This window comes from Geodermatophilaceae bacterium NBWT11, assembly GCA_014218215.1.
Taxonomy (GTDB): domain Bacteria; phylum Actinomycetota; class Actinomycetes; order Mycobacteriales; family Geodermatophilaceae; genus Klenkia.
This window is the reverse complement of the sequence record CP043652.1, coordinates 2,148,721-2,170,708: the sequence shown is the minus strand read 5'-3', so window position 1 is coordinate 2,170,708 and position 21,988 is coordinate 2,148,721. Positions and strand designations below refer to the sequence as shown.

18 protein-coding genes and 1 pseudogene are annotated in these 21,988 nt (G+C 75.4%); 7 read left to right on the top strand and 12 right to left on the bottom strand.

All coding sequences use genetic code 11. The features are described from left to right. Positions 1–5: 5 nt before the first annotated feature. Positions 6–638, top strand: coding sequence for a hypothetical protein (locus F1C76_10435; GenBank protein QNG36948.1), 633 nt, complete (start codon positions 6–8; stop codon positions 636–638). A 21-nt stretch (positions 639–659) separates the two neighbouring features. Here the strand turns inward: F1C76_10435 and F1C76_10430 are convergent, their stop codons facing one another. Continuing rightward, a complete protein-coding gene (locus F1C76_10430) occupies positions 660–2,453 on the bottom strand; it encodes a gamma-glutamyltransferase family protein (protein ID QNG39161.1) in 1,794 nt (597 codons plus the stop codon). Positions 2,454–3,491: 1,038 nt separating this feature from the next. Between F1C76_10430 and F1C76_10425 the strand changes: the two genes are divergently transcribed. Beyond that, the gene (locus F1C76_10425) at positions 3,492–4,442 is read left to right on the top strand and encodes a nucleoside hydrolase (protein ID QNG36947.1); all 951 of its coding nucleotides are present in this window, start codon (positions 3,492–3,494) and stop codon (positions 4,440–4,442) included. Here the strand turns inward: F1C76_10425 and F1C76_10420 are convergent. Next, the gene (locus F1C76_10420) at positions 4,430–5,629 is read right to left on the bottom strand and encodes an alpha/beta fold hydrolase (GenBank protein ID QNG36946.1); all 1,200 of its coding nucleotides are present in this window, start codon (positions 5,627–5,629) and stop codon (positions 4,430–4,432) included. The two genes, F1C76_10425 and F1C76_10420, sit on opposite strands and share 13 nt — an antisense overlap. Next, complete coding sequence (locus F1C76_10415; GenBank protein QNG36945.1) at positions 5,272–7,038, bottom strand: alpha/beta fold hydrolase; 1,767 nt, start codon at positions 7,036–7,038, stop codon at positions 5,272–5,274. The genes F1C76_10420 and F1C76_10415 overlap by 358 nt, the downstream gene beginning before the upstream one ends. Before the next feature lie 98 nt (positions 7,039–7,136). On the opposite strand from F1C76_10415, the pseudogene F1C76_10410 reads away from it, so the two are divergent. Then, positions 7,137–7,316: pseudogene (locus F1C76_10410) on the top strand (hypothetical protein). An 848-nt stretch (positions 7,317–8,164) separates the two neighbouring features. Here F1C76_10410 and F1C76_10405 read toward each other — a convergent pair. Genes F1C76_10405 through F1C76_10390 form a run of 4 tightly spaced genes read right to left on the bottom strand, consistent with a single transcriptional unit; the run spans position 8,165 to position 11,718 of the window. Then, positions 8,165–9,130, bottom strand: coding sequence for a glycine betaine ABC transporter substrate-binding protein (locus tag F1C76_10405; protein QNG36944.1), 966 nt, complete (start codon positions 9,128–9,130; stop codon positions 8,165–8,167). Further along, positions 9,130–9,894 (bottom strand): ABC transporter permease, encoded by a 765-nt coding sequence (locus F1C76_10400; GenBank protein ID QNG39160.1) that lies wholly within the window; start codon positions 9,892–9,894, stop codon positions 9,130–9,132. Before F1C76_10400 ends, F1C76_10405 begins: the two co-directional genes overlap by 1 nt. A gap of 20 nt (positions 9,895–9,914) precedes the next feature. Further along, positions 9,915–11,084, bottom strand: a complete 1,170-nt coding sequence (locus F1C76_10395) for an ATP-binding cassette domain-containing protein (protein QNG36943.1) — start codon at positions 11,082–11,084, stop codon at positions 9,915–9,917. Continuing rightward, positions 11,077–11,718 carry an ABC transporter permease gene (locus tag F1C76_10390; protein ID QNG36942.1) on the bottom strand — a complete coding sequence of 214 codons (642 nt, stop codon included), beginning with the start codon at positions 11,716–11,718 and terminating at the stop codon, positions 11,077–11,079. Before F1C76_10390 ends, F1C76_10395 begins: the two co-directional genes overlap by 8 nt. A gap of 256 nt (positions 11,719–11,974) precedes the next feature. Here F1C76_10390 and F1C76_10385 point away from each other — a divergent pair, with 256 nt between their 5' ends. Together F1C76_10385 and F1C76_10380 are read left to right on the top strand one after the other, a co-directional pair. Continuing rightward, positions 11,975–12,400, top strand: a complete 426-nt coding sequence (locus tag F1C76_10385; protein QNG36941.1) for an STAS domain-containing protein — start codon at positions 11,975–11,977, stop codon at positions 12,398–12,400. Between the two features lie 8 nt (positions 12,401–12,408). Then, entirely contained in the window at positions 12,409–13,185 is a 777-nt protein-coding gene (locus F1C76_10380) for an isocitrate lyase/phosphoenolpyruvate mutase family protein (GenBank protein ID QNG36940.1), read from the top strand. Positions 13,186–13,206: 21 nt separating this feature from the next. Here F1C76_10380 and F1C76_10375 read toward each other — a convergent pair whose 3' ends face one another. Then, a complete protein-coding gene (locus F1C76_10375) occupies positions 13,207–14,772 on the bottom strand; it encodes a GTP-binding protein HSR1 (protein ID QNG36939.1) in 1,566 nt (521 codons plus the stop codon). Next, positions 14,769–16,496, bottom strand: a complete 1,728-nt coding sequence (locus F1C76_10370) for an ABC transporter (GenBank protein ID QNG39159.1) — start codon at positions 16,494–16,496, stop codon at positions 14,769–14,771. Before F1C76_10370 ends, F1C76_10375 begins: the two co-directional genes overlap by 4 nt. A 179-nt stretch (positions 16,497–16,675) precedes the next feature. Here F1C76_10370 and F1C76_10365 point away from each other — a divergent pair, with 179 nt between their 5' ends. Then, a complete protein-coding gene (locus F1C76_10365) occupies positions 16,676–17,152 on the top strand; it encodes an ATP-binding protein (protein ID QNG36938.1) in 477 nt (158 codons plus the stop codon). A 19-nt stretch (positions 17,153–17,171) separates the two neighbouring features. Here F1C76_10365 and F1C76_10360 read toward each other — a convergent pair whose 3' ends face one another. Then, on the bottom strand, positions 17,172–19,763 hold the full coding sequence (locus F1C76_10360; GenBank protein QNG36937.1) for a SpoIIE family protein phosphatase: 2,592 nt from the start codon (positions 19,761–19,763) through the stop codon (positions 17,172–17,174). Here F1C76_10360 and F1C76_10355 point away from each other — a divergent pair. Then, on the top strand, positions 19,594–20,730 hold the full coding sequence (locus F1C76_10355; GenBank protein ID QNG39158.1) for a M23 family metallopeptidase: 1,137 nt from the start codon (positions 19,594–19,596) through the stop codon (positions 20,728–20,730). The two genes, F1C76_10360 and F1C76_10355, sit on opposite strands and share 170 nt — an antisense overlap. A gap of 10 nt (positions 20,731–20,740) precedes the next feature. Here the strand turns inward: F1C76_10355 and F1C76_10350 are convergent, their stop codons facing one another. Both F1C76_10350 and F1C76_10345 read right to left on the bottom strand, forming a co-directional pair. After that, positions 20,741–21,316 carry a pentapeptide repeat-containing protein gene (locus F1C76_10350; GenBank protein ID QNG36936.1) on the bottom strand — a complete coding sequence of 192 codons (576 nt, stop codon included), beginning with the start codon at positions 21,314–21,316 and terminating at the stop codon, positions 20,741–20,743. Next, entirely contained in the window at positions 21,313–21,891 is a 579-nt protein-coding gene (locus F1C76_10345) for a GNAT family N-acetyltransferase (protein QNG36935.1), read from the bottom strand. Before F1C76_10345 ends, F1C76_10350 begins: the two co-directional genes overlap by 4 nt. Between the last annotated feature and the right edge of the window lie 97 nt (positions 21,892–21,988).

Here is a 21,988-nt window from a genome sequence, read left to right as displayed (position 1 = left end):
CGGGCATGGCCGTCATCCACCTCGCCACCCTCGTCCCCGGCAAGCTCGAGCTGCTCCAGGCGTGGGTGCCCACCCAGCCGTGGGCCGCCGGGCTGGACACCACCGCCCTCGAGCTCGCCGGCGCCTACCGCTTCGACGACCCCGCCGGCGAGGTCGGCACCGAGACCTTCCTGCTGCGCACCGGGGACGGCACCGTGCTGCACGTGCCGGTGACCTACCGGGCCCAGCCGCTGGAGGACGCCGTCCTGGTCGGGACGACGGAGCACTCCGTGCTGGGCCACCGCTTCGTCTACGACGGCCCCACCGACCCGGTCTACGCCGCCGCGCTCTCCTCCGCGCTGCTCACCGGCACCCCGCAGGCGGAGCTGGAGTACCAGACCCCCGACGGCCCCGAGGTGCGCGAGCCCACCGCCCGGGTGCACGTCGACGGCGCGCTGGGCACGCTCAGCGGACCCCCGGCCGACGCCGAGGTCACCGTCACCACCGAGGGCACGACGACCGTGCTGCGCACCGACGGCGGCGAGCTCGTGCTGCTCCGGGTGCTCGGCGGCCCCGAGGAGGGCTCCGTCGGCGGCCCCGTCCTGCGCGGCACCTGGGCCGGCCAGGACACCCCCGCCCTCCTCGCCCTCGCCCGCTGACCCCCGCCCGCCCCTGACGGGTCAGCGGCCGATCGCGTAGCCCTGCATGCCGCGGGCGTTGGCGGCGGCACGGACGATCCCGGTCGACGGGTCGGTGCTGACCGCGGACAGCCGGCCCAGCGACCAGGCGTCGGCCACGACGACGGAGTGTCCGCGGCCGCGGAGGTCGGCTATCACGTCGTCCCCCACCCGGGACTCGACCACCACCTCACCGGCATTGGTCTCCCGCGGGTAGAACGACGACGGGAACGACGTGGTGTGCCAGGCCGGGGCGTCGATCGCGGCCTGCAGGTCCAGCCCGCGGACGGTGTGCGCCAGCCAGAAGCAGAGCTGCCACTGCTCCTGCTGGTCACCGCCCGGGGTGCCGAAGGCCAGCCAGCGGCCGGTCTCCCGGTCGTGCGCCAGGGACGGCGTGAGCGTGGTGCGGGGCCGCTTGCGCGGGGCCAGGGAGTTCGGCAGCCCGCGGTCCAGCCAGAACATCTGCGCCCGGGTGCCCAGCGGGAAGCCCAGGCCGGGGACGACGGGCGAGCTCTGCAGCCAGCCGCCCGAGGGGGTGGCCGAGACGACGTTGCCCCAGCGGTCGACGACGTCGACATGGCAGGTGTCGCCGCGGGTGGTGCCGTCGGGGGAGACCACCTGCTCACCGGTGCGGGCCACGGTGGGCTCGCCGACCCCGGCCCCGACCGCGAACGAACCGCTCGGGTCGGTGACGTGCCGGGGCAGCCGGGGCGCACGGCCCCCAGGGGAGCCGGGGCGGAGCCCGAGGTCGGCGCGTGCGCCGATCAGGGCGCGGCGGCCGTCGGTGTAGGCCGGGGAGAGCAGGTCGTGCAGGGGGACGTCGGCCTCGTCGCCGTACCAGGCCTCGCGATCGGCCATGGCCAGCTTGACCGCCTCCACGGTGTCGTGGACGACGTCGGCCGTCGGCGCCTGCCGACCCGCGCCGGAACCCGGTGACACCGACGGGACGCCGTCCAGCATCGCCAGCGCCTGGAGCAGCGCCGGTCCCTGGGACCAGGGCCCGGCCTTCGAGACACTCCACCCACGCCAGTCGGTCGTGACCGGCGGCTCGTACGTCGGTCGCCAGCCGGCCAGATCGTGTCCGGTCAGGAAGCCCGCGTGATCACGACCGGAGTCGTCACGAACGGGGGACCGGGAGAACACGTCGATCGCTTCGGCGACGAACCCCTGGTACCAGGCAGCCAGCGCCGCGTCGATGCCCGCCTCCCGGGAGGGTCCGCGCGCTGCGTCGAGCAGTCGGCGGTAGGTCGAGGCGAGGACGTCGTTGCGGAACAGGCGGCCGGCGGTGGGGGGTGCTCCGTCGGAAGTGAGCCAGGTGGCGGCCGAGGTCGGCCAGTGGGTGCGGAAGTGCTCGGAGACCGAGGCCGCGGTCGCTGCCACCCGTGCGGTGAGCGGGTGGCCGGTCTCGGCGTACTCGATGGCGAAGCGGAGGACGGCGTCCAGCGGCATCGTGCCGTGGTCGCGCAGCAGGGTCAGCCAGGCGCCGACGGCACCGGGGACGGTGGCGGCGAGCAGTCCCGTGCCGGGGACGAGCTCGAGGCCCAGGTGTTCGAAGGCGTCGATCGTGGCGGTCGCGGGGGCGACCCCCTGACCGGACAGCAGGACGGGCTGCCCCGCGCCTGCCCCGCTCCCGCCGCGGGCGAAGAGGATCGGGACCTCGCCCCCCGGGCCGTTGAGGTGGGGCTCGACGACGTGGAGGGCGAAACCGGTCGCGACGGCGGCGTCGAAGGCGTTGCCGCCCGCCTCGAGCGTCGCCATGCCCGCCTGGCTGGCGAGCCAGTGCGTCGAGGCGACCATCCCGAACGTGCCGGCGAGCTCGGGTCGGGTGGTGAAAGCGGGGCTGGACACGTAGCCAGACTAAGGACCGGTCGGGTGGTCCGGCTCACCGTGCGCAGTCCCGGGCGCACCGAGCGGGGCACGGAGCGGTCGGCGCCGCTGGGTCGCACCACGACCGACGTGGTCCGCCGGGCGTGCACCAGCGGGGGCAGCGGCCGGACGACGACCGGCGCAGGGGCGGGCCGGGGCGGCAGCGGGGCCGGCGCCCGGCGGCCGAGCAGCACGTGCGGTGCCTGCAGGGACGTCGTCCGCAGTGCGCCGGTGTGCCGGGGCCGGGGTGCGGTGGTCGGCGTGCTGGGCAGCTCGCGCATCGGCACCGGGTCGTCGTCGTCCGGGGCGCGGTGGCGCAGGGCCGGGGCGGCCGGCTGGAGCGGGGCGTACCGGCGTCCGCCCCAGGCCAGGTGCTCGCCCCGGGGGCCGGCGCCCCAGGAGCCCAGCCGCAGCCACTGGCGGCGCAGCCAGCCGACCAGGGTCTGCAGCAGGCCGGCGAACCGGGTCGGTGCGGGCACCTGCGGGTCGGTGGAGGCCTCCAGCGCGGCCCAGAGGTCGCTCACCTCGGACCGGCGGGGTCGGGGCTCCAGGAACTCGACGTCGGTGTCGATGGAGGTCAAGGAGAGGGCGGGCAGGGCGTCGAGCACGAGCGTGGTGGGGACGGGGACCGCGGTCATCGTCATCGTCTGTCTCCTGGGCGGGAGTGGGCCGGAGCCGGGGAGGAGCTCCGGTCAGGGACGAGAGTGACGCGTGGGACTCCCGTGATCGGCCACCACGGACACGCTCTGGAGCCCGCGTGACCGAACCGATGCGCAACCCGTGTCGCGGGCCGGTGACCCCCCTCGCGATCCGGTCACTTGTCGACCCCCAGGGCCCAGATCCCCCGGAAACCGCGGTTTCCGGGACGGTGACCTCCGGACGCGACACGTGGGGCTGGCGTGTCGCGTGGGACTGCCGACGAGAAGGGCGCCTCTCGTCGGGGGCGGGGCGTGCGGCAGGGTGGCCGCCGTGACCGACCGCATCCCCCTGGTGATCGACACCGACCCCGGCATCGACGACGCGCTGGCGATCCTGCTGGCCCTGGCCAGCCCGGAGGTCGACCTGCAGCTGGTGACGACGGTGCACGGCAACGTCGAGCTCGCGCAGACGACGGAGAACGCGCTGCGGGTGCTGCACCTGGCCGGGCGCTCGGACGTACCGGTCGCGGTGGGTGCCGCCGGCCCGCTCGTGCACCCGCTGCCCGAGCGGGCCGGGCACGTGCACGGCGCGGCCGGCATGGGCGGGGTGGAGCTGGACCCCTCCCCGGCCGCGGTCGACCCGCGACCGGCCGTGGTCGCGCTGGCCGAGCTGCTGATGGCCCACGACCCGGGCACCGTCACCGTCGCCCCGATCGGCCCGCTGACGAACATCGCGCTGCTGCTGGCCGTCTTCCCCGAGGCCGCGGCCCGGATCGGCCGCGTCGTCTGGATGGGCGGCTCGGCGGCCCGCGGCGGCAACGTCACCGCGGCGGCGGAGTTCAACGCCTGGGCCGACCCGGAGGCCGCGCACGCGGTGCTCACGAGCCCGCTGCCGGTGACCATGGTGGGGCTGGACGTCACGCTGCCCACCGTGCTCACCGAGCCCGGCATCGAGCGCTTCCGCGCCCACGGCGGTCACGTGGGCCGGACCGCCGCGGCGGTGCTGCAGCAGTACGTGGACGCCGCCCGCAACAGCTACGGGATCAGCGGGGTGTGCGTGCACGACGCCCTGGCGCTCACCGAGGCGGTCGTGCCCGGCACGCTGGGCACCACCCGCCGGGACGTCGTCGTCGGCACCACGCTGGGCGCCGCCCGCGGCCAGACGCTCGCCGACCTGCGTGCGGTGAGCACCGCCGACACCGCCGTCGAGGTCGCCGACACCGTCGACAGCGAGGCCGCGGTGGAGTTCCTGGTGGGCCGGCTGGAGTCCTACGGCGCCTGAGGGGAGTCGAGGAACTCGCGCACCACGCCGGCCATCCGGTCGGCGTGGGTGAACAGGAACAGGTGCCCCCCACCGCGGACGACGTGCAGTTCGCCGTGCGGCAGCCGGGAGGCCATCAGCCGGGCGTTGGCCAGCGGGATGATCGGGTCGTCGTCCCCGGCGAGCACCAGTGTCGGCATCTCCAGCCGGTGCAGCCAGGGCAGGCTCGACCAGCGGCGCAGCGCCGCGAGCTGGCAGAGGTAGCCGTAGGGCGTGGGCGGGTGCGCCGAGCGCTGCGCGGCGTGCTCGCCGAGCAGGTCGGGGTGGTGCTGGATGCCGCCGCCGTAGAGCGTCGGGGCCACCCGGGTCAGGTAGCCCGGGGAGTAGTAGCGCATCGGGGAGGCCAGGATGCTGATCGCCGCCGGCCGCCCGGGCAGCGACACCCAGCCCGGGGTGGTGCCGGCCAGCACCAGCCGCCGGACGACGTCGGGGTGCCGGCGGGCCAGCTCCTGGACCAGCGCCCCGCCCCAGGACAGCCCCAGGACGTCGACCTGCTCGTGGCCCACCGCGCGGACCAGCTCGGCGACCACGCCGGCCAGCTTGCGCATCGTCGGCGGGTAGGTCGGGGTGGAGCTCTCCCCCACCCCGGGCGCGTCGAAGGAGACGGTCTCCCTGTCCCCCAGGTGCGAGCGGAACGTGTCGAACAGGTCGCCGGTGGCGCCGATGCCGTTGACGAGCAGCAGGGGCCGGCCGGCCCCGGCGTGCTCCACCCGCACGCGGAGGGAGTACCCAGCGACCTCGAGGGTGCGGGCGCCGGAGCGACCGCGGGCAGCAGCGGTGCGCGCCACCCTCAGACCTTCGCCCGGACGTAGCTGCCCGGGGCGTCCTCGATCGGTGGGTGGGCCTTGCTGCCCAGCTTCCGCCGGGCGTTCCTCTCCGCCCCCGAGCGGGGCTCGAGCCACTCCACCCAGTGGTCCCACCAGGAGCCCGGGTGCTCGGTGGCCCGCTCGAGCCACTCGTCGGCGGTGGGCCTGCCGGCGCTGTCGTCCGCACCGCGGGCGGGGTCGTCGCCGTCCGTCGTCCGGTAAGAACCCTTCGGGTTGCCCGAGGGGTTGATCAGCGCCTGGATGTGGCCCTGGCTGCTGAGCACGAACTCCACCGAGCCGCCCATCAGGTCCACCACCGGGTAGCAGGCCCGCCAGGGGCAGATGTGGTCGGTGACCGCGCCGACCACGTAGCTGTCGACGGTCACCTTCCCCAGGTCGACCCCCGTCCCCAGCACCCGCAGCTCGCCGGGGTGGGTGAGGGAGTTGCTCTGCGCCATGTCCATGAAGTCCCCGTGCAGCGACGCCGGGAGGTCGACGGCGTCGGCGTTCCAGGCCAGGACGTCAAAGGCCGGCGGGTTCTTGCCCATCAGGTAGTTGTTGACCCAGTAGTTCCAGACCAGGTCGTTGGGCCGCAGCCAGGCGAACACCCGGGCCAGCTCCCGGCCGGACAGCACGCCCTCGCTCCGGCTCTTCCGGCTCGCCGCCGCCACGACCGGCCTGGAGATGAAGGTGCCCACCTGGGAGGGCACCTCGAAGTCGATCAGGGTGACCAGGAAGGTGACGCTGGCGAACCGGTCGTCACCGGCAGTGGCCAGGTGCCCGAGCAGCCCGGCCGCGGTGATCCCGCCGGCGCAGACGCCGAGCAGGTTCATGTCCGAGGACCCGGTGATCTCCCGGACGACGTCGGAGGCCTCCAGCGCGGTGCGGGCGTAGGAGTCGTAGTCCCAGGCCGCGTCGCCCTTGCCGGGGTTGGCCCAGCTGAGCATGAAGACCTGGTGTCCGTGGGAGACCAGGTGCTCGACCATGCTGCGGCCCGGGGCCAGGTCCAGCACGTAGTACTTGTTGATCTGCGGCGGCATGACCAGCATCGGCCGCTCGTGCACCTTCCCGGTGCTCGGGGAGTACTGGATGAGCTCGGCGATCTCGTTCTTCCACACCACCGCGCCCGGGGTCGCGGCGATGGTCTCGCCGATCACGAAGGGCCGGGAGTCGACCATCGAGGGCATCGCCCCGTTGTTGCGCACGTCGTAGAGGGCGTGCCGGGCCCCGTCGACCAGGCTCCTGCCCCGGGTCTCGCGGGCCCGCTTGAGCGCCGCCGGGTTGCCGACCAGCGTGTTGGTGGGCGCCACCGCCTCGGTGACCAGCTTGAGCAGGAACAGTGCGCGCAACTTGCTCTTCTCGTCGAGGTCGAGGTCCTCCACGACGCCGTGCACCGCGCGGTTCCAGGCCAGGTAGGACTGGCCGACCCGCTTGTAGAGCGGGTTGGTCTGCCAGGCCGGGTCCTTCCAGCGGGCGTCCTTGCGGTCGGGGGCGATGTCGGAGGTGCCCGCGGCGATCCGGGCCAGCTGCGCGGTGAGGTCCACCCCCCGCTTGGTGAGCGCCCGGGGCTGCCGGACGACGGTGCCCACCAGCCGACGGGCGGCGGCCAGCCCCTGGGTGGGGCTCAGCGCGACCGGGAGCGCCCCGGTGAGCGCCTCGATCGCGGCCTCGACGAGCTCCAGGTCCGACTGCTGCTCCGCGGGCTCGGCCACGGTGGTCTCCGGTCGGGTGCGCCGCTGGCTGGTCGTCATCTGTGGGTCTCCGCACGATCGGCCGCCTCACCCGTCCAGGCGGGTGAGTGCTGTGCGTCACATCCTGCCCCGACGAGCTCCAGCGGCAACCCGGCAGGGTGCTCAGGACAGCTCGTCGACGACCTGCTGGGCCCTGTCCCGCTGCTCGGCGGCCCGCTCGGCCTCGGCCCGGGCGGTCTGCCGGTCGTCCTCGGCGCGGGCGGCGGCGTCCTCGGCCTGCGTCACGTCGTCGGCGGCCGCGGTGGCCCGCTCCCGGGCGGCCTCCAGCGCGGACTCCAGCTCGGTGACCCGTCGGTCGGCGTCGTCGCGGCCGCGACGCGCCTCGGCGGCGGCCTGTTCGGCCTCGTGCGCCGCCGTCACAGCCTGCTCGACCTCGCCGGCGGCGTCGTCGGCCACCGTGCGGGCGGTGCGCAGCTCGGCCCGGGCCCGGCGCAACCGCTCCTCGGCCTCCCGCCGGGCGGCCCGGTCGGCCTTGGCCGCCCGGGCGGCGTCCAGGTCGACCGGCGGGGCGGCGGGTTCCTCGGGTTCCTCCGGGGCGGCCGCGCGTGCGGGGGGACGGCGCGCCGGGCCGGCGGGGCGGGCCGCGGGCTCCGGCGTCCCCAGGCCGTTGTAGGTCAGCGCCCCGGTGAGCCGGCCGGCCAGCACCGCCTCGCCCGCCGCCGGGTCGGCCACCGCGGCCCGCAGCGTCTCCTCGACCTGGCCGACCACCTGCTCGCTCACCGGGTGCCCGGCGCGCCGGGCGAGCCTGGCGGCCTCCCGGGCCAGCGCCCGCACCACCTGCTGACGCTGCTTGCCCAGCTCGCGCATGGCCTCGGGGTCCAGGGAGTCCTGGGCCGAGCGGAGCAGCTCGCCCAGCGACACCAGCTCCTGCACCTGGTCCCCCGCGGAGCGGACCAGCGTGTTCACCGTCCAGCCGGCCAGCGTCGGCTTGCCCAGCGCACCCAGCCGGCGGGCCAGCACCTTGTCGGTGCGCTTGGCCGCCGCCACGGCGTCGTCCCGGGCGGCGATGAACTCCCCGGGCAGCGCGGCATACAGCTCGTCGGCGACCTCGTCGAAGTCCACGGTGCCCATCATGGAGTGAGCAGGGCGCGGGGACCGCGCCCTGCCACGCCACGGGGCCAGCGGGTCAGGTGACCAGGCCCTCCGAGCGCATCCAGTCCAGGGCCACGTCCACTGGCTCCTCGCCGTCGACGTCCACGCGGCGGTTGAGCTCGATCATGACCTCGTCGGTGATCAGCGGGGTGATCTCGGCGAACACGTCGGCCAGCTCGGGGTGCGCCTCCAGCGTGGGGGTGTAGACCACCGGGGCCACGTTGTAGGCGGGGAAGAACTGCCGGTCGTCCTCGAGCACGGTCAGGTCGAGGGACTCGATCCGGCCGTCGGTGGTGAAGACCTCGCCGAAGTTGCACGCGCCCTGGTCGGTGGCGGTGTAGACCGCCCCGGTGTCCAGCGTCGAGACGTTGTCGCGGGGGACGCCGTCCGGGCTGCCCAGCGGGATGCCGTAGGCCTCCAGCATCGGCACGAACCCGTCGTTGCGGCTGGCGAACTCGGCCTCGACGCAGAACGTCCGCTGCTCCACCGGCAGCTCGGCGATGTCGCTCAGCGTGCTCACGCCGAGGTCGGCGGCGGCCTCGCTGCGGATGGCGAAGGCGTAGGTGTTGTTCATCTCCGCCGGCGGCAGCCAGGTCAGGTCGTTGGCCAGGTCGGCCTGGCGCACCGCCTCGTACTGCTCGGTGCGGTCCGGGATGCCCTCGGACATGCCCAGGTAGGTCAGCCAGGCGGTGCCGGTGTACTCCCAGTTCATGTCGATCTCACCGCTGGTCGCACCGGTGCGCACCGGCACCGAACCGGGGATGTTGGTGCGGTCCAGCACGTCGAACCCCGCGGTCTGCAGCGCGATGACCGCGACCTTGCCCAGGATCAGCTGCTCGGTGAAGTTCTTGCTGCCGACGACGAGCTCGACGCCCTCGGCACCGGCGATCGGCTCGATGAGGCCGGGGTCGGCGTCGGGGGTGTACTGGTTGGCGGCCTGCAGGCCGCACCCGGCCAGCAGGAGCGGGGCGATCAGCAGAGCGGTGGTGTAGCGGCGCATCAGAGTCCCTTCGGCCGGGCGACGGTCTCCACGACCCGCCCCAGCCAGTCCACGGCCAACGCCAGGAGCGCGACCAGCAGCGCGCCGCTGTAGAGCAGCACGTCGAGGTTGAGGTTGATCCCGGTGGTGATCAGCAGGCCCAGGCCGCCGCCGTCGATGAAGGTGGCCAGGGTCGCCGTGCCGACCAGGAGCACCAGGGCGGTGCGGACGCCGGCCAGGATCACCGGCACGGCCAGCGGCAGCTCGACCCGCAGCAGCACCGCCAGCGAGCTCATGCCCATCCCCCGGCCGGCCTCGACCAGCCGCGCGTCCACGCCCTGCAGCCCGACCATCGTGTTCCGGAGCACCGGGAGCACCGAGTACAGGACCAGGGCCAGGACGGCGGACCGGAAGCCGAACCCCAGCCAGGTGGCCAGCAGCACGAAGAGCCCGATCGCCGGGGCCGCCTGCCCGGTGTTGGCGATGCCCAGCACCACCGGGGTGGCGCGGCGGAACGGGCCGCGGGTGAGCAACACGCCCAGCGGGACGCCCACCACCAGCACGACGACGGCGGAGACCAGCACGAGCCACAGGTGGTCGGCGATGCTGCTGCCCAGCGCCGACCAGGCCAGTGGCCGGGCCTCGGCATCGGTGAGGGTGGCGGTGGACCGCCAGACCACGAACGCCGCCAGGACGGCCAGGATCAGCACGGGCTGCACCAGCAGCCCCCGCCAGGCGGTGCCGGTACGGCGCCCCCCGGGTTCGACGTCGACCGCCTCGTCCATCGCCCCGCCGACCGCGGCCGTCATCCGCGGGTCTCCCCGCGCGTGGCCTGGATCGCGGCCATGACCTGCTCGACGACCAGCACGCCGGCCACGACGTCCCGCCGGCCGGTGACGACGACGCCGCCCTGGCTGGCCGCGAGCATGGTGTCCAGGGCGTCGTTGAGGGTGGAGCGCAGGCCGACCACGGGCAGCCGGTCGTCCCGGGTGGCCGGCACGGTCGTCGTCCGGGTGAGCTCGGCGACCGAGGGCCAGCTGACCGGGCGGTCCCGGGCATCGGTGACGACGACGTACTGCTCGCCGGCCGCGGTGGCGCGGGCGACGACGGCCGCGCTGTCCTCGCCCGCCTGTGCGGTGACCGGTGTGTGCAGGTCGGTGTCGGCGACCCGGGTGAGGGTCAGCTGCTTGAGCGTCGCCCCGGCGCCGACGAAGTCCGCGACGTACTCCTCGGCCGGCTCGGCCAGGATCGCCTCGGGGGTGTCGTACTGCACCACCCGGGCGCCGACGTCGAAGACCACGATCTTGTCCCCGAGCTTCACCGCCTCGTCGAAGTCGTGGGTGACGAAGACGATCGTCTTGCCCAGCTCCTCCTGGATCCGCAGCAGCTCGTCCTGCAGGCGCTGGCGGGTGATCGGGTCGACCGCGCCGAAGGGCTCGTCCATGAGCAGCACCGGCGGGTCCGCGGCCAGCGCGCGGGCCACCCCGACCCGCTGCTGCTGGCCGCCGGAGAGCTCCTTGGGGAACCGGTCGCGGTAGACCTCGGGGTCCAGGCCCACCAGGTCCAGCAACTCGTCGACCCGCTCGGCGATGCGCTGCTTCTCCCACTTGAGCATGCCGGGGACCAGCCCGATGTTGGTGCCCACGGTCATGTGCGGGAAGAGCCCGCCGGCCTGGATGACGTAGCCGATCCGGCGGCGCAGCTGGTCGGGGTCCTGGTCGGTGACGTCCTCGTCACCCAGGTAGATCTTCCCGCCGCTGGGCTCGATGAGCCGGTTGAGCATCTTCAGCAGCGTGGTCTTCCCGCAGCCCGAGGGGCCGACGAACATGACCGTCTCACCGGCGGCGATGTCCAGGTCGACGGCGTCCACGGCGGGCGTGGTCTGCCCGGGGTACCGCTTGGTGACGCCCTCCAGCCGGATGGCGACCCCGCTGACGGTGCGGTCGTCCTGCTGCGTCACGGTCGTCTCAGACACGGATGCCCCTCGAGGTGGTCAGGCGGCCGACCAGCACGAGCACCACGTCCAGGACGAGGGCGAGCAGGACGACCGCGATGGTCCCGACGAGGGTGGCGTTGAGCGCGTTCGCGCCACCGAGCCGGGAGAGTCCGGAGAAGATGAGGCTGCCGAGGCCGGGCCCCAGCACGTAGGCGGCGACGGCGGCGATGCCCATGACCATCTGGGTGGACACCCGGACGCCGGCCAGGATGACCGGCCAGGCCAGGGGCAGCTCGACGCGGCGCAGGGTGGTCAGCCGGCTCATCCCGATGCCCCGCGCGGACTCGACCAGGGACTGGTCGACGCCGGCCAGGCCGACCACGGCGTTGCGCAGCACCGGCAGCGCGGCGTAGAAGACGACGGCGATCACCGCGGGGGTGATGCCGAAGCCGAACGGGGCCAGCAGGAGACCCAGCAGCGCGAACGACGGGATGGTCAGCCCGATCGCCGAGACGCTGTTGGCCAGGCTGGTGATCCGTGGGCTGCGGTAGGCCAGCACGGCCAGCCCGACGGCGAGCACGGTGGCCAGCAGCACGCACTGCACCACCAGGCTGACGTGCTGGTAGGCCTGGAACGCGATCAGCTCACGGCGGTCCACGAGGTACTGCCACACACGGGTCCACCTCCTCGGTCCTCGGGAGGGCCACCCCGGTCGGGGTGGCCCGGACGCGACGGAGAACCGTGTCGGCTGCCCCCGCTGCCGGACCGGTGCAGTACGCACCCGGTCCGTTTCGACTGCGTTCCACCGTGCCACACCAGCCCCACCTGTCGACCCCGTGGAGATCACGATGCCGTCACGAAGGCGTCCGACCAGCGCGTTTCGGACCCGCCGCCAGCGGTGAGGAAGAGGGCGAGCAGAGGAGCCCGACATGACCGTGCACGACCACGCCCACGACGTCCCCTACACGGTGTCCACGCACCCCGGCACCGAGGGCGACCTCGTCGCCGCGGTCACCGGGGTGCTGGACTCCGCCTACAACCCGGCCCTGCAGCACGACCTGCTCACCGCGCTGCGCGAGGCCGACGACGTGCTCACCGTCGACCTCTCCGCGGTGCACTTCTTCGGCTCCGCCGGGGTGACGGCGCTGGTCTGGCTCAGCCAGCACCCGGAGGCCGCGGGCAAGCGGGTGCGGGTGGTCGCCACCAGCCGGATCGTCACCGGGCCGCTGGAGCTCACCGGTCTCCTGCAGCAGCTCGACGTCAGCGGGATGCCCGCGCACTCCGTGCCCCCCGAGGACCGCACCGGGCCCGCGGTGCCGCCCGCCGACGGGCCGTCCGCCCAGGTCTCGGATTGACTGGAGGCATGCCCACGAACGCCGAGAAGGCCGCGGAGCTCCTCCGCCTGCACACCGACCCCGAGCTGCTGACCGTCGTCAACGTCTGGGACGTGATCACCGCGACCGTGGTGGCCGACCTGCCCGGCACGAGGGCGCTGGCCACCGCCAGCCACTCGATCGCCGCCTCGTACGGCTACGCCGACGGGGAGAACATCCCGGTGGACACCATGATCGAGGCCGTGGGCCGGATCGCCGCCGCCGTGTCCGTGCCGGTGTCGGCCGACCTCGAGGGCGGCTACGGCGACGCCGGCGAGACCACCCGCAAGGCCATCGGCGTCGGCATCGTGGGCGCCAACCTCGAGGACCAGATGAAGCCGCTGGAGCAGGCCGTGGCCGCCGTCCGCGCCGTGGTCGCCGCCGGTGAGGCCGAGGGCGTGCCCTTCGTGCTCAACGCCCGCACCGACGCCTTCGTCAAGGCCGGCGACCGTCCGAGGGCCGACGTCGTCGCCGACGCGATCGAGCGCGGGAGGGCCTTCCTGGAGGCCGGGGCCTCCTGCGTGTTCGTGCCCGGCCTGCTCGACGAGCCCACCGTGGTGCAGCTGGTCGAGGGCATCGGCGAGCGCCGGGTCTCGGTCATCAACGTCCCGGGCTCGCTGCCCCAGGCCCGGCTCGCCGAGCTCGGCGTGGCCCGGGTGTCCTTCGGCCCGTGGACCCAGCGCCTGGCGCTCACCGCGTTCGCCGACTTCGCCACCGACGCGATCGCCGGCGGCAACCTGCCCGACGGGGTCCGGCCGCTCAACTGAGCGACCACCCGCGCCGGCAGGTCAGCTGCCGGCGCGGGTGACCGCGGCGCAGAAGCGCGCGTGGTCGGCGGTCGTCTCGGCCAGCGGGTCGAGCACCTCGGCCTGAGCGACCGCGGCCACCGCGGTGTCCAACCGCTTCCGCGCCCGGCGGGCCCGGCGTCGGGCCCGGAGCGCGACGAACGGTCGTACCAGCAGGGCGAGCAACGCACCGGCCAGCAACCCGCCGACCAGCAGCAGCGTGGGCACCGGCAGGCCCTCCACCCGCGGCAGCGGCACGACGTCGTCCAGCTGCAGCCACCCGAGGACCACCAGGCCCAGCAGCCAGAGCACCCCGACCAGGGCGGCCGCGGCGAGCAGCCACTGGAGCCCGCCGACGACCCGTTGCCAGACCGGGGTGCGCTCGGAGCCCAGGTCGGTGCCCGTGACCGCGCGGTCGAGCCGGTCGCCCAGCCGGTCGGAGTGCACCTCGACGGTGCGCCGCAGGTCGTCGGTCCAGGCCACCGGCAGGCCCTCGCCCGCGGAGTCCCGGGCCCGGCGCACCGCGGTGGCCACCCCGGCCAGCTGCACCGCCCCGGCCTCGGGCAGCGAGCTGCGGCTGTCGGCGTTGCCCAGGTGCAGCCGCTTCAACGGGTCCGGGCGGAGCTTGCCGACCCACCGGACGACGGGCCACCCCGTCGCCGCTGTCCCCGCCTTCGTGGTCGAGCGCTCCACCGCAGCGGTGATCGCCGGCACCCCGGCCGCGTCGCCGAGGGCGCGGGTGAGCACCTCCCGGTCGGCCCGCGACGTCTCCCCCGCCGTCCCGCAGTGCTCGGCCAGGCCGCGGGCCGCCCCGCGCACGTCGGCGGTCAGCCGTTCCGCGGCGGCCCGGCGGGCAGCGACCCGGCGGGTCAGCCGGTCGACGAGCTCGGGCAGGCCCTGACCGGTGCGTCCGCTGGCCGCGACCACCTCGGTGCCGGCCAGCCCCTCGGCGTCCAGCAGCCGGCGCAGGTCGGTCAGGCAGGCCGCGGCGGCCTCGTCGGTGAGCCGGTCGACCTGGTTGAGCACCACGAGCAGGGTGCCGGCGTGCCCGGCCAGGGGCTTCAGGTACCGGTCGTGGACCGCGGCGTCGGCGTACTTCTCCGGGTCGAGCACCCACACGAGCACGTCGACCAGCTCGACCAGCCGGTCGACCTCCAGCCGGTGCTCCAGGCGCACGCTGTCGTGGTCGGGCAGGTCGAGCAGCACCAACCCGTCCAGCGCCGGGTCTGGGGCGTGCCGGTGCCGGCGGGGCACCTCGAGCCAGTCGAGCAGCCCGTCGGCACCCTCCCCCCAGACCGTGGCGTGCGCGACGCCGGTGGTGGGCCGGCGCACCCCGGGGGTGCTGACCTCGCTGCCGCTGAGCGCGTTGAACAGGGTGGACTTCCCGCTGCCGGTGGCCCCGGCCAACGCGACGACGGTCGCGTCGCCCAGCGCCTGCCGGGCCCCGGCCTTGGCCAGCAGGGCGCGGGCCCTGCCGACCTCGGGCACCTCGAGCCGGCCGTCGGCGACCTCGACCGCCTCGCGCAGCGCGGTCAGCCGGTCGGCCAGGGACAGCTCGCGGCGGCTCACGAGCGGGCCCGGGCCAGCACGGCGACCGCGGCGCGCAGCTCCTCGGCGTCCGCCGGGGTCGCGGCGGGCTCCAGCAGGGCGACGAAGCGGTCGTGTTCCACGTGGAGCAACCGGGCCGCCCGGGCGTCGAGGTCGGTGCGGGCCCGGTCGGCGAGCTGGCGGATGGCGGCGTCGCCGAACACGGCCTCCAGCACCCGCTGGCCGACCACCGTCGTCCCGCCGGCGACCGCGACCTCGGCCCCGGAGAGTCCGGCGGTCTGCGCGAACACCGCGACCATGACCACGGCACCGGCACCGTTGACGCCCCAGGACAGCAGCCGCGCCCGGGAGCGCTTGCCGGCCCCCTCGTCACGCACCAGCCCGAGGACGGCGCCCTGCCACCCGCGCACCTCGTCGGCGGCGGCCTCGGTGAAGCCGGGGGTGACGGTGCCCAGCTCGCGCTCCCGGCCGGCCACCAGCGCGGCCCCGCCGGGCAGCCCGCGCCAGGAGGTGACGGTGCGCTCGGCCGCCTCGTCGGCCGAGGCCCGCAGCAGGTGCTCCACGCTGGACTCCAGCGCCACCTGCAGGTCCTCGGCCGGGGTCGCCTTCCCGGTGAACGCCGCGGTGACCCGGTCGCGCAGCCGGCCGATCCCGGCCTGCAGGCTGCGCATCCACTCCCCGGTGCCGACGAACTCCTGCCAGCGGGCCAGCACCTCCCCACGGAGCAGGGTGCCGCTGCGCACGCCCTCGTCCACCGCCTCCTCCGCGCGCCGGTAGGCCGTGTCGGCGGCGGCGGCCAGGGCCCCGGCCGCCGCGGCCTGCTCCTGGGCCGCGACACCCACCACCGCCACCCGCTCGTCCAGGCTGGCCAGCGCACCGACCAGGGTCTGCCGGACGACGGCGGCCCGGGCCCCGGCGTCCGCGGCGAGGCCGTGCAGCCAGGACCGCAGCGGGGCGACCTGGTCCTCGGGCAGGAACCCGTCGACCAACGGTCGCTCCTCGACCACCCACAACGCCGCCTGCGCGAGGCCGGCCCGCCCGAGCATCCCGTGCAGGTCCTCGGCCACCTCCCGCACGGCCTCCGGGGGCACCCGGTCCAGCACCACGGCCAGCGCCGTCCCCCGTTCCGCGGCCGTGCGCAGCAGGTCCCACGGCACGGCGTCGGCGTACCGGGACGCGGTGGTGACGAAGACCCAGAGGTCGGCGGCGGACAGCAGCTGCCCGGCGAGGTCGCGGTTGGCCTCCACCACGCTGTCCACATCGGGGGCGTCCACCAGGGCCAGGCCGGCCGGCAGCGCGTCGGTGACCACCAGCTGCAGCGTCCCCGGGCCGCCGGAGCCCCCGGTGGTGCGGGCCAGGCCGGGCAGCACCCGGTCGTCGGCGAACGCGGCGCGGTCGGCCGGGGCGCAGACCAGCACCGGTGAGCGGGTGGTGGGGCGCAGCACCCCGGGGGTGGTCACCGTGGCGCCGAGCAGGCTGTTGACCAGCGTCGACTTGCCGGCCCCGGTCGAGCCGCCGACCACGGTGAGCAGCGGGGCGTCCATGTCGCGCACCCGGGGCAGCAGGTGGTCGGTGACCTGGTCGACGACCGACCGGGCGGTGCGGTCGGCGGCGTCCCGACCGGGGGTGGCCAGCACCAGCGGGACGGCCGCCACCCGGTCGCGCAGCTGCTCCAGGGCCGTCGGCAGGTCCACGACGTCCTGACCGGGCACGGCCGTGCTGCGGGGGGTCACCCCGGGGATCATCCCGGTCCACGGAGCGCCCAGCACCTCCTGAGGACCGGCTCCCCCGTGCGGGGAGCTGCGCCGTCCCGCACCATGGACGACGACCGCCCTTCGAGCAGTGGAGGCCCCGTGAACGTGCGCACCAGCCGTCACCGGGTCGGCACGGCCCGTCGGACCACGACATCCGGGGAGGACCGACGGTGAACCAGGACGCCTGGCCGGCTGCGCCGGTGCCCGACATCGTCGGCGACGTCTGGCGGTGGCAGCTGCCCAGCGTGCACGACGCCTCCCGGGTCCGGATGGACCTGCGGGCGCGGCTGGCGCACCCCTCCCTCACCTCGTCCTCCACCGAGGACGCCCGCGAGGGCCTGCTGCTGGCCTTCGAGGAGCTGGCCTCCAACGCGCTGCGGCACGGCGGCGGCGCCGTCGAGGCCGTCATCGTGGCCACCCGCGACGGCTGGCTGCTGACCCTGTCCGACGAGGCCCCCGACCGTCCGCCGGTGCCCGCGGTCGACCGCGACCCGGCGCTGGGCGGCATGGGCCTGCCGATGGTGGCCCAGCTGTCGGCCCACTACGGCTACGCCGTGGGTCAGGACCGCAAGCACGTGTGGGCCCAGCTCACCTCCGGCGTCGGCGTCCCCGGTGCCACCCCGGCCCCGAGGTCCACCCGCGCCTGAAGGCCTGAAGGCCTGAAGGTCAGTGCAGGGCGACGACGAGGCAGGCCACGTCGTCCAGCCGGGCGGAGACCAGCGCGGTCATCGCCTCGCACACGTCCGGCGCGGGCAGACCCACCGGCAGCCCGGCGAGCAGCCCGACCAGCGCTGCGGTGCCCGAGTCGACGTCCCGGGCCGGCCCGCCGCCGGCGCCGGGCTGCTCGATGAGCCCGTCGGTGAAGCCGATGAGCAGGCTGCCGGGCTCCACCTCGACCACCGCGGTGCGGCGCCGGGCCTGCGGCGCGGCGCCCAGCAGCAGGTCGTGCTCCTCGGTGAGCGGCCGCACCGACCCGTCCGGGCCGCGCACCAGCACCGGCGGGTGGCCGGCGTTCGAGCACTCCACCCGCCACGGCCCGCCGTCGGCCGGTCGGTCGGCCCGCAGCAGCACGGTGGTGGCCAGCCCCGGGACGTCGAGCACGTCGAGCAGACGGTCGACCCGACCCAGGACGACGGCGGGGTCGGGGGCGTCGAGGTCCCAGCACCCGGCCCGGAGCAGGCCTCGGAGCTGCCCCATCGTCGCCGCGGCGTTCAGGTCGTGTCCGGCCACGTCGCCGATGACCATGCCGATCCGGTCGCCGGGCAGCGCGAGCAGGTCGTAGAAGTCCCCGCCGACGGCGGCCGCGGCCGAGGCGCTGGTGTAGTGCGCAGCCCCGGTGACGCCGTCGATGGCCGGCAGCTCGGGCAGGAGGGAGCGCTGCAGGGCCTCGGCCACCGACGCCTCCTGCTCGTAGAGCCGCGCGTTGTCCAGCGCGAGTCCGGCCCGGGTGCCCAGGTCGACGGCCAGACCGACGTCGCTGGCGGAGAAGCCGTCGTCGATCGCCCGCACCAGGGTCATCACCCCGCGGGTGCCCCCGCGCGCCGGCAACGGGACGGCGAGCAGCGACCGGGTGCCCAGCTCGGCGAGCATCCGGGGGTCCAGGCCGCGGGAGAAGGGCTGCAGCGTCTCGGGCCGGAGGTCGCGGACGACCACCGGCCCCCCGGTGCGCACCGCCTCGTACGCCGGGGACGACTCGGGCAGGTGCCGGCCCAGGAAGGCCGAGCGCACGTCCTGCAGGTGCGCCGGGTCGCCACCGGTGTGGTGCACCACGACCTCGTCCACCACCCCGTCGCCGTCCAGCCGGGCGATGAACACCCAGTCGGCCAGCGACGGGACGCAGAGTCCGGCGAGGCGGTCGAGCAGCTCCCCGGTGTCCAGGGTGCCGGCCAGCAGCGTGGTGGCCTCGGCCATCAGGCGCAGCCGCTCCTGGGCGGCCTCGGCGTCCCGGCGGGCCGTCCGCTCCGCTGCGTGCGCGGCCGCCCGCTCGGCCTCCAGCAGCACCCGGGCCGTCACGTCGGACTGCACGCCGACGAAGCCGGTCAGCTCACCGATCCGGTCGAACACCGGGGAGATCGACAGCTGGTTCCAGAACGCGGTGCCGTCCTTGCGGTGGTTGAGCAGGGTGACCGTGGTCTGCCGGCGGGCCGCGATCCCGGCCCGGATCTCGGCGACCACCGCGGGGTCGGTGGCCGGGCCCTGCAGGAAGCTGCAGTTGCGGCCCAGCGCCTCCTCCGCGCTGTACCCGGTGACCCGGGTGAACGAGGGGTTGACCCACACCAGGGGGTTCCCCGGGCGGCGGGGATCGGAGATGGTGAAGCAGATGTCGGTGGCGACGACCGCCCGGTCGCGCAGGGACTGCAGCACCAGGCCGGTCGCCGCGTCGGGCCCCTCGTCCACGGCCAGCAGGACGACGAGGGAGAGGTCCAGCCCGTCCACCCCGGGGCCCAGCGGGAAACCGGTCACCCACAGCACCTGCTCCGGGCCGCCGTCGGCCCCCGGTGCCCGCACGGCCTCGCCGGCGACCGGGAGCCCGGTGGCGATGGCCGAGAGCGGCCCGTCGGTGCCCGAGAGCGGGTGGCCGTCGAGGTCGGTGAGCCCCACGGCATCGGCCCAGGCGTCGGTGCCCAGCGGCAGCTCGAGGTCACCGGCCAGGCGGAGGGCGGCGGTGTTGCCGTAGGTGACCTCGCCCGTGCCGCGGTCGATGAGCAGCACCGCGACGGGGGCCTCGCCCACCACCCGCGGCAGCACCGCGGATCCCCCCGACGGCCCGGCCAGGGCCGCCTCGGCGGCCTCGACCAGCTCCTCGGAGACCGCGTCGCCGGCCCGTCCGAGCCGGGTGTGTGCAGAACCCACGCGCCCGATGGTAGTGAGCGCGACCCGACCCGGGGCCGGGCTCACCCGTCCGTGGCCCCCCGGGGGTGTGGGTTCCTCCACAGGTCCGTTACCCGTTCGTGACAGGCGGGGGTGTCTCCGGCTACGGTCGCCAGGGCCCCGCGCCCCACCCACACCATTCGTCACACCTCGAACGGAGTCCGTCCTGCTGTCGCTGCGCCCCGAGCACACCCACCGGAGCCGCCTGCTGGCAGCCCTGGTCGCCACCCTCGCGGCGCTGTCGCTCTCCGGCCTCTGGGCGCCCTCGGCGTCCGCCGCTCCCGGGGACGTGCCCACCGACGCCGCCGGGATCGCGACCGCCTCCGCCGAGGTCGACCGGGTGACCGCGCTGGTCGCCGCCGCCGAGGAGGAGCTGGCCCGGGTCACCGTGCTCGCCGAGGCCGCCGCGGACGCCGACCGGGCCGCGCAGGAGTCCCTGGTGGCCGCGCAGGCCGCCCAGGTGCAGACCGCCGCCCAGCTGCAGACCGCGATCGCCGCCACCGAGGTGGCCGAGGCCGACGTCGCCACCCTGGGCCGGGAGGCCTTCATGGGCCAGCAGTCCCTCGGTGCGGCCACCGTGCTGCTCGACGCCGCCGGCCCCGAGGACGTGCTGCAGCGGGCCGCCACGCTGGAGCGGCTCGGGGTGGACCGCGCCGAGCGCCTGGAGGCCGTCGAGCTCGTGCAGGACCAGCAGGAGGACGCCGACGCCGCCGCGCAGACCGCCGTCACCCAGCTGGACGCCGCCGCGGCCACCGCCGCCCAGGCCGACGCCGCCGCGCAGGGCGAGCTCGCCGCCGCCCAGGCCTCCTACGCCACCGCCGAGGCCGAGCGGGCCGCGCTGGCCCAGCAGCTGCTCGACGCCCAGGTCGCGCTGCTCACTGCCCAGGGCGTCGAGGACGCCGAGGCCGCTGCGACCGCCGCCGCCACCCGGGCCACCGAGGTCGCGACCGCCGGCACCGGGCAGCTGGTCACCGGCCGGATCACCTCCTGCTACGGCTCGCGCTGGGGCACCACGCACTACGGCATCGACATCGCCGCCCCGATCGGGACGCCCATCTACGCCCCCGAGGGTGGTGTCGTCCTGCAGGCCGGCCCGGCCAGCGGGTTCGGCCAGGCCGTCTACCTCCAGCACCCCAACGGCGTGATCACCCTCTACGGCCACGTCGACTCCTTCGACGTCCGCGCCGGACAGGTGGTCGAGACCGGCCAGAAGATCGCCGAGGTCGGCAACCGCGGCCAGTCCACCGGGCCGCACCTGCACATCGAGACGCACTACGCCGGCCTCTACCAGGACCGGCAGGACCCGGCCCCCTGGCTGCAGGCGCACGGCATCGACGTCGGCTCCTGCGGCTGAGGCCCCCGCGTCAGCCGATGCGCAGGCCCAGGGCCTGGGCGAGGGTGACGGCCTGCTCGGCGCGGATCCGCACGCCGGCCAGGGCCACCTCGCGGACGTCGAAGGCGCTCAGGTCGCTGCCGCGCAGGTCGGCACCGGTCCAGGTGCTGTCGGTGAGCTCGGCGCCGGAGAGGTCGGCGCCGGTCACCGCCGCGGTCGACAGGTCGGCCCGCGTCAGGTCCACCTCGCGCAGCCGGACGCCGTCGAAGGTCGTCCCCCGCAGGTCCTGACCGACCAGCGAGACGAACGACCAGTCCCCACCGCGCACGGTCAACGGCCGCAGCGTGCAGTCGGTGAACCGGCTGCCCACGAAGCTGCACTCCTCGAGCTCGGCGGCGAAGAACGAGCAGCGGGTGAAGGTGCAGGACCGGAAGGCCGAGCCAGTCAGCCGCGCCGCGTTGAACCGGACGCCACCGAACGTGCAGTCGGTGAAGGTCGCGGCGGTGCCGGTCACCTCGGACAGGTCGCCGTCCCAGAACGCGTCGCCGGTGTGCTCGCGGCCGGAGAGGTCCTCGCCGTACCAGTCCGGCCCGCGCAGGTCGCTCACGACGACGACCCGGCGCGCAGCCGGTCGCGCACCGCCGGCCAGTCCTCGTCGGTCATCGCGAACTGCACCGTCGTCCGCCAGCTGCCGTCCCGCCGGCGGCGGTGCTTGCGCAGCCGGCCCTCCTCGACCGCGCCGAGGGCCGCGATGGCCGCCCGGGAGCGCTCGTTGCGCTCGTCGGTGTGCCAGACGACCCGCACCGCGCCCAGCTCGTCGAAGGCCCGGGTGAGCAGCAGGAGCTTGGCCTCCCGGTTGACCCCGCTGCGCTGCGCGGCCGGGACCAGCCAGGTGTAGCCGACCGCCAGCGACCGGTTCGCCTCGTCCACGTCGTAGAACGAAGTCGACCCGAGGAACTCCCCCGCCGGGGTCAGCTGCACGAACGGCACCCGGCCGGCCTGGGTCAGAGCGGTGGCGACCTGGTCGAGGGCGGCCACCCGGTCGGCCGGCGGGCCGATGGACAGGTGCTCGGCGACGTCGGCCGTCAGGCCGGTCAGCCACGCCCCGGCGTGCTCGGGACCCAGCGGCACCAGGTGCACGCGGGAGCCGAGGAGGGGGACACGGGCCAGCCAGTCGGACACGCCGCGATCATGCCGCGTCCCTGGTGGACGGGAGCCACCGCAGGGCCTCCGGCCACGGACGTTCCCGGGGGGTGGTCACGTCGGGCAGGATGAGGCC

Bases quoted from the DNA above. Each gene is read 5' to 3' on its own strand.
- F1C76_10380 (QNG36940.1), top strand. From the start codon at position 12,409: ATGCCCACGAACGCCGAGAAGGCCGCGGAGCTCCTCCGCCTGCACACC.
- F1C76_10430 (QNG39161.1), bottom strand. From the start codon at position 2,453: ATGGTCGCCTCGACGCACTGGCTCGCCAGCCAGGCGGGCATGGCGACG.
- F1C76_10435 (QNG36948.1), top strand. From the start codon at position 6: ATGGCCGTCATCCACCTCGCCACCCTCGTCCCCGGCAAGCTCGAGCTG.
- F1C76_10385 (QNG36941.1), top strand. From the start codon at position 11,975: ATGACCGTGCACGACCACGCCCACGACGTCCCCTACACGGTGTCCACG.
- F1C76_10405 (QNG36944.1), bottom strand. From the start codon at position 9,130: ATGCGCCGCTACACCACCGCTCTGCTGATCGCCCCGCTCCTGCTGGCC.
- F1C76_10370 (QNG39159.1), bottom strand. From the start codon at position 16,496: ATGATCCCCGGGGTGACCCCCCGCAGCACGGCCGTGCCCGGTCAGGAC.
- F1C76_10415 (QNG36945.1), bottom strand. From the start codon at position 7,038: ATGACGACCAGCCAGCGGCGCACCCGACCGGAGACCACCGTGGCCGAG.
- F1C76_10400 (QNG39160.1), bottom strand. From the start codon at position 9,894: ATGGACGAGGCGGTCGACGTCGAACCCGGGGGGCGCCGTACCGGCACC.